At 57.0% G+C, this 11,913-nt stretch carries 10 protein-coding genes; 5 read left to right on the top strand and 5 right to left on the bottom strand.

Annotated elements, in window-relative coordinates; translation table 11 throughout:
- The first annotated feature begins 25 nt into the window (after positions 1–25).
- Positions 26–916 carry a LysR family transcriptional regulator ArgP gene (locus ACR0BD_RS09290; protein ID WP_480830095.1) on the top strand — a complete coding sequence of 297 codons (891 nt, stop codon included), beginning with the start codon at positions 26–28 and terminating at the stop codon, positions 914–916.
- Here ACR0BD_RS09290 and ACR0BD_RS09285 read toward each other — a convergent pair.
- Together ACR0BD_RS09285 and ACR0BD_RS09280 are read right to left on the bottom strand one after the other, a co-directional pair.
- Complete coding sequence (locus ACR0BD_RS09285) at positions 913–2,214, bottom strand: MFS transporter (RefSeq protein ID WP_480830094.1); 1,302 nt, start codon at positions 2,212–2,214, stop codon at positions 913–915. The genes ACR0BD_RS09290 and ACR0BD_RS09285 overlap by 4 nt on opposite strands.
- A 184-nt stretch (positions 2,215–2,398) precedes the next feature.
- Positions 2,399–3,139 (bottom strand): YebC/PmpR family DNA-binding transcriptional regulator, encoded by a 741-nt coding sequence (locus tag ACR0BD_RS09280; RefSeq protein ID WP_480696246.1) that lies wholly within the window; start codon positions 3,137–3,139, stop codon positions 2,399–2,401.
- 110 nt (positions 3,140–3,249) lie between these two features.
- On the opposite strand from ACR0BD_RS09280, the gene ACR0BD_RS09275 reads away from it, so the two are divergent.
- From ACR0BD_RS09275 to ACR0BD_RS09260, 4 genes are all read left to right on the top strand, one after another.
- Positions 3,250–5,022: an SLC13 family permease gene (locus ACR0BD_RS09275; protein WP_480830226.1), complete on the top strand. Its 1,773-nt coding sequence runs from the start codon at positions 3,250–3,252 to the stop codon at positions 5,020–5,022.
- Positions 5,023–5,038: 16 nt separating this feature from the next.
- Positions 5,039–5,773, top strand: coding sequence for a glutamine amidotransferase (locus tag ACR0BD_RS09270; RefSeq protein ID WP_480830093.1), 735 nt, complete (start codon positions 5,039–5,041; stop codon positions 5,771–5,773).
- A 72-nt stretch (positions 5,774–5,845) separates the two neighbouring features.
- On the top strand, positions 5,846–6,703 hold the full coding sequence (locus ACR0BD_RS09265) for a bile acid:sodium symporter family protein (RefSeq protein WP_480830092.1): 858 nt from the start codon (positions 5,846–5,848) through the stop codon (positions 6,701–6,703).
- 11 nt (positions 6,704–6,714) lie between these two features.
- On the top strand, positions 6,715–8,376 hold the full coding sequence (locus ACR0BD_RS09260; RefSeq protein ID WP_480830091.1) for an FAD-binding dehydrogenase: 1,662 nt from the start codon (positions 6,715–6,717) through the stop codon (positions 8,374–8,376).
- Here ACR0BD_RS09260 and ACR0BD_RS09255 read toward each other — a convergent pair whose 3' ends face one another.
- The 3 genes from ACR0BD_RS09255 to ACR0BD_RS09245 form a co-directional block, all read right to left on the bottom strand.
- On the bottom strand, positions 8,377–9,126 hold the full coding sequence (locus ACR0BD_RS09255; protein WP_480696256.1) for a YbaY family lipoprotein: 750 nt from the start codon (positions 9,124–9,126) through the stop codon (positions 8,377–8,379).
- A 96-nt stretch (positions 9,127–9,222) separates the two neighbouring features.
- A complete protein-coding gene (locus tag ACR0BD_RS09250; RefSeq protein ID WP_480696258.1) occupies positions 9,223–11,001 on the bottom strand; it encodes an SLC13 family permease in 1,779 nt (592 codons plus the stop codon).
- Between the two features lie 80 nt (positions 11,002–11,081).
- Positions 11,082–11,897: a TIGR00282 family metallophosphoesterase gene (locus ACR0BD_RS09245; protein ID WP_480830090.1), complete on the bottom strand. Its 816-nt coding sequence runs from the start codon at positions 11,895–11,897 to the stop codon at positions 11,082–11,084.
- Positions 11,898–11,913: the final 16 nt, after the last annotated feature.

Raw genomic sequence — 11,913 nt, 5'->3', positions numbered from 1 at the left:
TCTTCACTCTGAATTAGTTTCTCTAATGCTGCTGGATCCCAACCATCTATCTGCGCTCACTGCAATTCTACGACACGGCAGCTTTGAGACTGCCGCGATTGATCTATCGGTGACGCCTTCTGCAATTTCCCAACGGATCAAAGCCTTAGAGGACCGTGTTGGAGCGACCTTGATCAATCGCGGCGTACCATGCACCGCCACACCGATGGGCCTTCGTATTGCTCAGCACGCGGAGGATATCGGCCTGCTCGAGGCCAAACTGGCGCGCGAGTTGACGCTTGACCGCAAATCTGGCCCAGCGCGCATTCGGATCGCGGTTCCTGCGGACAGCCTCGCGACTTGGTTCATTGATGCCATGGCGCAAGTAGATGATATGCTGTTTGATCTTGTTATCGACGATCAGGACTACTCCGCCGATTGGCTGCGCCGAGGAGAAGTAAGTGCCGCCGTGACCGTGGGGGGCCAAACAGTCTCGGGATGTGACGCGATTGCGTTGGGCGCGTTCAGGTATCTGGCGACCGCAAGCCCGGGGTTCATGCAAAAATGGTTCAAGGACGGCGTCAACGAAAACAGTCTTAGCAATGCCCCTTGCTTAACCTTCAACCGTAAGGACGGCCTGCAAAAGGCTTGGATTACACAACAAACGGGGCGCAAGCTTTCGCCACCTTCGCACTTCCTTGCTTCGTCACATGGCTTTGTCGATGCTGCAGAGGTCGGCTTGGGATGGGGGATGAATCCCGAACAATTGGTGGCTGCGGCCTTGGCCGAAGGAAGGCTGTCCGTGCTGCTGCCCGATGCCCCATACGATGTGCCGTTAACATGGCAGGTCAGTCGCATTTTGGCGCCCGCCCTAGGTTCACTGACAAAAGCTGTAAGAGACAGCGCGAGACAGTCCTTGCGGGCCTGCGACGGTTAGGTTTGAACCGTCTTGGCAGATTGGGGCACGACAACGCGATAGCAGGTAATCGCGGCGTAAAAGCTGACAAGAACGATGAAGACGATCGCCCAGGCGACCTCTTGCGTATGCGCGATACCGGCAAGCATCACTGAAAGAACAACACCGGTGACACGGCAGATACTTTTGACTGCCGCTGCACCCTTTACGCGCTGATCCTTGGGCGCGACGTCAAGGAAATACAATCTGCGCGCGCTGTTAATGCCGGTCACCGCCACGGTTACCACAAACAGGGCAATAGCGTGCAAGTGAACGTCATGATCCAAGTGCAGAAAATGAAATGTCAAAAGCGTTGTACCCGTCACTGCGGCCATCAAGGTCCCCGTCACCATCACAGCGCGATGGGACTTCATGTTGACCACCTGCCATAACGGGGCGGAAACGAGGTACCCCGACGCAGAGGACACGATCATCGCCGTCAGACCCTTGGCGGAAGAATGATGCGCCTCGGCCGCGATCAGGGCAAAGAACGGAACCGACAGCGACACGACAACCAAAGGAAACCGCATCACCATGTAGTTACGGAACCAAGCCTGTTTGAACATGGATGTTATGTCGGTGAAATTTTCCTTGAACTTTCGTTTCTTAGCAGACGTTCCTATCGCATCTGAGGCTTCGTCACGCGTAATTTCAGACATCGCCAGAATTGACAGGCCAGACAGAATGAAAAACGTAACTGAAACGCCAATCACCGCCGAATGACGAGAGAATGGTGGGTTCTCTTTGGTGATCTCATGCACCAAAAGAGCCAAGCCGATTGCCCCTAATCCACCGACACCCAGTTGCAGGTAACGCATGATCATCCGTGACTTGGATTGGACATGATCCCCCAAGAGGTCAGTATAAAGCAGTTCTTGCACTTCTTCGATCAAACCAATCGCAAAGAACATCGCCACAAAAGCCACTGCAATCAAAGGAACAATACCTGTTGTTCCCATGGCCAATGCCAGCAACAGACACATCCCGATGGCAATCTCGGTCAGTGCAATACCGCGTTTCTTTCGTTTTTGCGCTGAAAGCGGGCGCGCCAAGAAAACATCCGAAATCATACTGCCGGCCATACGCACCGACACCAGCGCCCCAGCAACAAACATCGGCAACTCTAGGGAAACGGCAAGAAATGGCAGAACGATCGACGGGCTTCCAAGTGTCCACGCAACCTGAGACAGGATACCCTGCCCGGCCAAAACAGGAAAATTCCGTTTTTCAGATGCTTCTGCAGCGTTCTTCAAGTCCTGTTTCTGATCAAGTTCCGTCACAGATCGTTAAACCTCCGGAATGATCTGGGTATAGCCAAGACCTTAACGAGTAAGGATTGAGCGGCCAAGTGTCAGTGATCTCGAACGCTCTGAACCTGTTGCCGTCACGGCCTGGACTGTCTGCACGGCGAACAAAAAAACCCGGCCAAAGGACCGGGTTTTGCTATTGAGCTATTGGCTCAGTTTAAAGCTGCGCCATAACCTCATCGGATGCTTCGAAATTAGTTGTGACGCGCTGAACGTCATCATCGTCTTCCAGTGCGTCCACCAGCTTCATCAGCTTTTGCATGTCTTCCAGACCCAATTCGGTCGTGGTCGTGGGTTTCCAGACCAGTTTGGTCGACTCAGTTTCACCCAGTGCTGCTTCCAGTGCGTTTGAAACGTCGTTCAGGTCAGTATCCGCACACCAGATGATATGGCCATCTTCCGAGCTTTCGACATCTTCTGCGCCGGCCTCGATAGCCGCTTCAAAGATGGTGTCAGCATCGCCTGCCGAGGCGGGATAAACCACCTCGCCCTTGCGATCGAACATGAACCCGACCGAGCCGGTTTCACCCAAATTGCCGCCATTCTTGGAAAAGGTCGACCGCACGGTGGAGGCCGTCCGGTTGCGGTTGTCGGTCATCGTCTCAACGATCACGGCCACACCGTTGGGGCCGTAGCCTTCGTACCGGATTTCTTCGTATTCGTCGCCTTCGCCTGCAACCGACTTCTTAATCGCGCGATCAATCACATCTTTGGGAACCGAGTTCGATTTGGCTTCTTTTACGGCCAGACGCAGTCGCGGGTTCTTATCGGGATCGGGGTCGCCCATCTTGGCGGCAACTGTGATCTCTTTCGACAGTTTGGAAAACAATTTGGACCGCGCGGCGTCCTGACGTCCCTTGCGGTGCTGGATATTGGCCCATTTGGAGTGGCCTGCCATGGTGCGTCCTCGTCATCGTGATTGCGTGTTCGGCGCTCATATAGACGTTTGCAGGGGGCATGATCAAGAGAGCCGCTTGCCCGAAAGCCGTTCGCAGGTATGGTGGCGGCATGACGACCGATCAAATCATTCTTTTTGTCCTTTTCGCTACAGTCTTTGGAATGCTTCTTTGGGGCCGTTTCAGGTACGACCTTGTCGCGTTTTCCGCCCTGCTGATCGGTGTCGTCCTGGGGGTGGTGCCAGTTGACGATGCCTTTGCGGGTTTCGGTCATCCAGCAACGATCATCGTCGCCTTGGTACTTGTCGTATCCGCAGGTCTGGTCCGGTCAGGCGCGGTGTTTCTGATCACGCGCTCGCTTGTGGATGCGTCCCGTGGACTTGGCGCCCATATCGCGCTGATGGGTGGGATCGGTGCGGTTCTGTCTGCTTTCATGAATAACGTTGCAGCTCTGGCTCTGCTCATGCCTGTGGACATACAGACCGCGCGCAAAGCGGGTCGGTCGGTGGGGCTGAGCCTGATGCCGCTAAGCTTTGCTACCATTCTCGGTGGGATGGTGACTTTGATCGGGACGCCGCCCAATATCATCATCGCCTCGATCCGGGCAGAAACACTGGGTGAACCGTTTCGCATGTTCGATTTTGCCCCGGTTGGCGGGGTTGCCGCGCTTGCCGGTCTGGCTTTTGTCGCACTGGTCGGGTGGCGTTTGATACCCAACCGTGGACCCCAGACCGAAACGTCTGAGGCGTTGGCGGAATACATAGCGGAACTCACGATACCACCCGAATCCGCGCAGATCGGAAAACGGGTGGGCGAGCTGTACGAAGACGCCGAAAAATCCGACGTCGCCATCATCGGCCTGATCCGGGACGGGAAGCGGCGTTATGGCAGATCTGCCCATGCCACGCTGAAACAAGGAGACGCCCTGGTTCTTGAAGCCCGCCCCGAAGCGCTGGATGAATTCCGCGCCGCACTGAACCTGGATTTTTCGGACACCCGGCGTCAGGAACTGCTGACTGCCGAGGGCGACGGGCTTGAAGTGATCGAGGTGGTCGCCACGGAAAACGCGCGCATTACCGGGCGCACAGCTCAGGGTTTGGGCCTTGCGTGGCGGCAAAGCACGGTTCTGATGGGCATCTCTCGTCAGGGCCGCAGCATCACCGAGCAGGTTCGTAAGACCGAGGTTGAAGCCGGTGATATTCTTCTACTGCTGTGCCCGCGCGACCGAAGCGTCGATGTGACCGAATGGTTGGGATGCCTTCCCCTCGCGCAGCGGGGGCTTAACGTTACGGCGAATGACAAGGCCGGATTGGCCATTGGTCTGTTCGCCGCTGCCGTACTCGCCGCCAGTATCGGGCTGATATACCTGCCCATCGCGCTGGGATTGGTCGTGGTCGCCTATGTGCTGACCAAGATCATGCCGATCACCGATATCTACAACCATATTGAGTGGCCTGTGGTGGTTCTGCTCGGATCGATGATCCCATTGGGGAGCGCGCTGGAAAACTCTGGTGGGACCGAGCTGATTGCGAACGGCCTGATCCACCTCACGAACGGAATGCCCGCCTGGGCCATTCTCACGGTCTTGATGGTGGTGACCATGACGTTGTCGGATGTGCTGAACAACACGGCGACCGCGATTGTGGCGGCACCCGTTGGGATACAGATGGCGCGCAGTCTGGACGTTTCGCCAGATCCTTTCCTCATGACCGTTGCCGTTGCCGCCTCGGCCGCTTTTCTGACCCCGATAGGGCACAAGAATAATACACTGGTTCTTGGACCCGGCGGCTATCGGTTCGGCGATTACTGGCGCATGGGATTGCCGCTTGAAATCCTGATCGTCGCGGTCTCGGTCCCTGCCATTCTTGTGTTCTGGCCGCTGTGATGTGAAAACCCATCTCATGAAACGATTTCTGATTTTGCAACTACGCCCCGAGACCGACGCCTCGGATGCCGAATACGCATCAATCCTGCACAAAACCGTCCTGACACCCGACCGAACGCTCCGTATCCGGCTGGACTGCGAAGAGCTGCCGGATGGCCTGGATGTCAGGGACTACGCCGGAGTGATCGTTGGTGGCGGTCCGGGCTGTGTCAGCGATGACCCTGCTACCAAATCGGCCATAGATACCCGGGTCGAGGCAGCAATCATGGGCCTGATGCCCCAGATCACAGCCCATGATCACCCATTCATGGGCTGCTGCTACGGATTGGGTATTCTGGCGGCACATCTGGGCGGCGACGTCAGCAAGGAACGGTATGGTGAACCAGTTGGACCGTCGACCTGCCACCTGACCGACGCGGGGCGGCAAGACCCCCTGACCGCAGGCTTGGAACCAGCGTTCGACGCCTTGGTCGGCCACAAAGAGGCCGTTCAGGCGCTGCCCGAGGGCTGTACCCACCTGTTGTCATCAGACCCCTGCCCGTTTCAGATGGTCCGGTGGGGTCAGAATGTTTACGCCACGCAGTTTCATCCCGAAGCCGATGCGCGCGACTTTGAAGAGCGTATCAATATCTATAAACACCACGGCTATTTCCCGCCCGAGGACGCCCAAAGGCTGATCGACATCTGTCATGCCGCGGATGTCACGCAACCCGCCATAATCCTTCGCCGATTTGCAGAACGTTACGCGTGACCCAACGGCGCTGTTGCCTGATCGGCTGCCCCTCGCTTAGGTTGGCTTCAACGACTTTGGGAGGAGTTGTTCTTGGATTTTCTCATAAATGTCGGCCTGCCACTGTCGCTAGCCATCATCATGCTGTCTTTGGGTGTCGGGCTTGAGGCTGCCGACTTTCGCCGTGTCCTCAGCCGCAAGTACCCGTTTGCCATTGGTGCGATCAGTCAGGTTTTACTGATCCCCCTGGCCGCGTTCACGACGGTTAAACTGTTTGGCCTGCCACCCGAGATCGCCGTCGGCGTCATGCTGCTGAGCTTTTGTCCCGGAGGTGTCACAAGCAATATCCTTGCCAAATTCGCTAAGGGCGACGTCGCTCTGTCTGTCAGCCTGACCGCCGTGATCAGCTTGCTGTCTATCGTTACTGTGCCCATCCTTGCTGCATGGTCCATTGCTCACTTTATGGGAGAAACCGCACCCAAAGTGTCGATCGGCTCACTGGCCACGGCTCTGTTTCTCATCACCACCCTACCTGTTGCCATAGGGGTCAGCCTGCGCCATTTCGCACGTGACTTTGCCCTTAGGATAGATGCGCCTTTATCCAAACTGGCGGCGATCCTATTTGTGCTTATCGTGCTGGCCGCGTTGGCTGGAAACTGGCAGTTCTTCATTCAGAACCTCAGCTCCATCGGCACGGCCTTGGTGCTGCTGAACATCGCGCTTTTGCTGATAGGTCTGGTCCTTTCACGCTTTGCCAACCTGTCATGGAACGAAGCTAAGACCGTTTCGATTGAAACAGGTATCCAGAACTCGGCACTTGGTATTACGCTGGCCGCGTTGATTACGGGCACGACCACCGGGTTCAGCCCATTGGCGGTGCCCGCAGCGGTGTACGGGATCACGATGTATGTGGTTGCCACGCCGTTTATCCTTTGGTTCCGCAGCCGCTGAAAGGACCCTTGATGACCAAGAACACAGCAGATGCAATCGTTGTCGGGGCCGGGCTGGCGGGACTGGCCGCCGCCGCCGAACTGGGCGATCGCGGTAAGAAAGTGATCGTGCTGGATCAGGAACCGCCGCACTTTCTGGGTGGTCAGGCGTTCTGGAGCCTTGGCGGCTTGTTCATGGTCGACACACCTGAACAACGGCGAATGGGTATTCGCGACAGCCACGAACTGGCGCTGCGTGATTGGATGGGCAGCGCGCAATTTGACCGGGACGAGGACGCATGGCCGCGCAAATGGGCCGAAGCCTATGTCGAGTTCGCTGCAGGAGAAATGCGCCCGTGGCTGCACGAAATGGGCCTGCGCTGGTTCCCAATCGTCGGTTGGGCCGAGCGTGGCGGATCTTACGCCGATGGCCACGGCAACTCAGTCCCACGGTTTCATATCACATGGGGCACCGGCCCCGGTGTTCTGGAACATTTCATTCGCCGCGTCCGTGAACACATATCGTCCGGCTTGATTGAGATAAAGTTCCGCCATCAGGTCAGCCACATCATCATGCAGAATGGCTGCGCCAAAGGTGTTTCCGGCGAGGTTCTGGCTGACGACACTGCAGCGCACGGTGCCAAGACCAACCGCGATGAGGTGGGCGAGTTTGAAGTCTACGCCCCGTCGGTCATTGTGACCTCGGGGGGGATTGGCGGTAATTTCGAAATGGTGCGAAAGAACTGGCCGCGTGATCGTCTGGGTGAACCGCCCAAGGACATGGTCGCAGGTGTACCCTTTCATGTGGATGGCCGCATGATTGCGATCAGCGAAAAGGCGGGCGGGCATGTGATCAACGGCGACCGGATGTGGCACTACACCGAAGGTGTCAGAAACTGGAACCCGATCTGGCCATCGCATGGCATCCGCGTTTTACCCGGGCCAAGCTCGATGTGGTTTGATGCGCGCGGCAATCGCCTAAAGCCGCCCTGCCTGCCCGGCTTTGATACACTGGGAACCTTGCGGGAAATCCTGAAGACCGGACATGAATACAGTTGGTTCGTGCTGACCCAAAAGGTGATCAAAAAGGAATTCGCTCTGTCGGGTTCCGAACAAAATCCCGACATGACCGAAGGCGGCTGGCGCGAAGTCTTGCTGCAACGGATTTTGACCGGCTCTAAGGCCACAGCACCGGTTGAAGCCTTCAAAGAGCATGGCGAAGATTTCATTGTCGCCAATACCTTAACCGAGCTGGTCAGTGGCATGAACCAGCTTGGCGGTGGGCTAATCGACGAAGCACATCTGCGCGCCCAGATCGAGGCACGGGATTCTCAGGTCGACAATCCCTTTACAAAAGATGCCCAGATGGCTGCCATTCTGGCCGCTCGAAACTACCGAGGGGACAGGCTGATCCGTACGGCAAAGCCGCACAAGTTCCTCGATCGCGCCAATGGTCCTCTGATCGCGGTCAAGCTGCATGTGCTGACCCGAAAAACACTTGGCGGTCTGCAAACCAATCTGGACAGCCAGATGATTGGAGCCGAGGGCACAGTTGTTCCGGGCCTGTTCGCCGCCGGTGAGGTCGCGGGCTTCGGCGGCGGTGGATATCATGGATACAATGCGCTGGAAGGCACATTTCTAGGCGGCTGCATCTTTTCCGGGCGCAATGCCGGTCGATCTCGGGCCGTTGCCTGATTACTGCGCGCGAATAAACTTTAGAACCGGCTCGCCTGCGGCATCAAGCATCACAAGGCTGTCGCCGGCAACCGCATAGCTGGCGACCTTTTGCAAGGCGGCAAAGAACTGATCCTCAACCTCTTCCAGCTCGGGCGGGCACGCCATGAGTGTGGCGGCCATGTTGTCGGGAAACTCAAGTTTTCCATTGTCCACCTTGGCCTGACCGGAAAAACGATTGCAACCGCCGGACCCACCGAATGCTCCGCCTTGTTCAAAGGATATCTGGGGTGGGCGTTTCGAGTTCAGCACCTCTGAATTGATACCGATAGCCGTCCATGTCGTGTTTTCCAGCGACGGGGTATCTTGGCTGCCGCCCACCTGTACCAAAACCAAGTCTGTCGAATTGCCAGCCCCGTTGGTCAGAACCGGGTGGACGGTGTCAGTGGTAAAGAGCAACTGATTACCGCGATAGATCGCACCTCGAACGGCATAAGTCAGCCCGTCCCGGATCAGGGCATCATCATAGGTCAACTCAAATTCGGCCGGTACACTATTCAACGCGTAGCGTTTGGCCGACAATGTGATTGCTGGCGCATCTGCCAGGGAAATATCCTGCAGCTCAACCAAAAGCGTTGCATCCGGTGGCACCGCAATGCGTTCGCGGTAGGTAGCCGTGCCCGAGACGGAACCCGCATGACTTTCCGTGCCAATCAATGCCATCAGAACGGCACCCAATACGATCGCTTGTCCAAGTTTGGGAAAAGGCATGTTCCCGTCCTTTCGCATATGTCTTTGGTCAAAAGATTGTTATTGGATCATCGTTTACAAGACCGCAGGTCAGGGATGAGCGATTACGCGCCGCTCTTACAGCGGCCAGATCAGCGGGATCAACAGCGACGCCAGCAAGCCAACAGTCAGGTTTAACGGCACCCCGACCTTGAGAAAATCGGTAAAACGATACCCGCCCGGACCATACACCATCATGTTGGTTTGGTACCCGATCGGTGTTGCGAATGACGCCGATGCGGCAACCATCACCGCCACGACCAATGCACGCGGATCAATACCCACCGCTTGCGCAAGACCGATGGCAATGGGTGTCACGACAACGGCCACAGCATTGTTGGAAACCAGCTCAGTCAAGACGGATGTCAGCAGATAGACCGCCCACACGATTAGGAAAGGCGGCAGCATTCCAAGCGCCGGTGCGACGGCCTCAACGATCAATGAAACGGCACCGGACTTATCCAGAGCGGCCCCAATGGCCAGCATCGCGAAGATCAGCGCAAGCAATCGGCCTTCGACAAACGAAAACGCCTCGTCAGCGTCAATGCATCGGGTGATCAGAACCACCGCAACCGCAATGATGGACAGCAGCAGGATAGGTGCGACGCCCAGCGCGGCCAAAGCGACGATACCCACCAATGACCCAATGGCGATCGGAGCATGGCTGCGGCGAAACGCACGGGCTGACGGCTGCGTGACATCCACCATCTCCATATCAGCGGCCAAGCGCTGAATATCCCCCGGCGCGCCCTCTAGCAGCAGCGTATCGCCTACGCGCACGACCAGTTCATCCAATTGCCGCCCGATATTCTGGTTTCTGCGGTGTACCGCCAAAACGTACACACCGTACCGGCGGCGCAGGCGCATTGCGCCCAGTGTTCGGCCAACCATGCGGCATCCTGGCGTAATCAAAACCTCAACCGTCTTCGTTTCGACGGCTGATACCTGATCGACGCGTTTCAGTTCCTTATTGCTTTGCAAGCTAAGCAACTCGGTCATCTCGGTCCGCAAAACGACCCGATCCCCCAGTCGCAGTTCAACACCTTTGAGGTTGCGCCGCAGTGATTCATCGCCCCGGATCACGTCGATCAACCGCACGCCTGGGCGTTTGAATAACTGCACACCCGTGACCTCACGCCCTATCAGGTTGCTTTCCGGGGGAATAACGGCCTCGGTAAAGAACTTCATCTTGGATCGATCAGACAGCAGGGAGGCCATGCTGTCACGCTCGGGCAGAAGGCGCGGCGCGATAAAGCGCAGGTAGAACATCCCGTAGATGACCAGTGCGATGCCCAGCGGTGTCACTTCGAAAATCGTGAACGGTTTCATCCCCTGCGCCCGGGCCACACCATCGACCAGCAGGTTCGTCGACGTTCCGATCAACGTAAGCGTGCCCCCCAGAATAGCCGCATAGCTAAGCGGGATCAGCAGTTTTGAGGCTGGTACGTTCAGGGTACGGGCAATCTGAACAAAGACCGGGATCATAACCACTACCACAGGGGTGTTGGACACCACTGCAGAGGCCAACAACACGAACCCCATCAGCAATCCGATCGCAACGCGTGGGTTCACCTGAGCCTGCTTTTGCGCAGTTGCCGTAAACGAGTCCAGCGCACCCGTTCGCACCAGCGCGCCCATAATGATGAACATTGCCGCGATCGTCCAAGGCGCGGGGTTTGATAAAACTGCCAGCGCGCTTTGATAGGGCAAAATGCCGGTCACCAACATGACGGCCACGCCACCAATGGCGACAACCTCGGTCGGGTAGACCTCGCGCAGGAACATGATGAACATGCCTGCGACGACCATCAGCGCCAGTATCGCGCTGCCCGTTTCTGTCAGTTGAAGGAATTGCATTCTTGGTATTCTGTCCGAACCCTGGCTTGGCAAACGCGCCCGTCAGGCAGTTTCACGCATTGCGCAGGCCAGAGCAAGCCTTACTGCGGTCCTGACTGCTGCAGACGCCCACCAATGCGTACCATTTGCACAGATTTTGCCTGCCCGTTCTGGTCGTCGGTTTCGACGAATACCCCACTTAGCGTGGCTTCGCCATTTGCGGGGGTGAATCGAGACTTTGGCATTCCAGTGATAAACCGGCGCATCGGCTCGACCTTATCCATACCAATGACCGAGTCATAATCGCCGCACATTCCGGCGTCCGTCAGGTAAGCCGTTCCACCCGGCAGGATTTGCGCGTCAGCCGTTGGCACATGGGTATGCGTCCCCACAACCAGACTTGCGCGTTTGTCGCAATAATGGCCCATAGCCATCTTTTCCGACGTCGCCTCGCAATGCATGTCGACGATGATAGCCTGTGCCTGACCACCACGTGGATGCGATTTCAGAATAGGTTCGATAGCAGAGAACGGGTCGTCAAAGGGTCGTTTCATAAAGACCTGCCCCAACACCTGCACCACCAGCACTTTGCGACCTCCGGGCGCGGTATAAAGACGGTGCCCCCGCCCCGGCGCACCCTTGGCAAAATTCACGGGCCGCACGATGCGCGGCTCAGTTTCGATGAATTGCAGCATATCCTTCTGATCAAACGCATGATCGCCAAGGGTCAAACAATCCGCCCCTGCATCCAGCAACAGCTTTGCATGATCTCCCGACAGGCCCATCCCGTTCGAGGCGTTCTCACCATTGATCACGACGAAATCCAACCGCCACTCATCCCGAAGGCGCGGCAGATGCTGTTGAACGGCCGCGCGTCCGCTGCGGCCCATGACGTCACCCAGAAACAGTATCCTCATACAAACCGTCCTAAGT

It is taken from the genome of Ruegeria sp. G5 (assembly GCF_056533365.1).
Note: the sequence above shows the minus strand (reverse complement) of the source record. Positions and strands in the feature narration are given on the sequence as shown.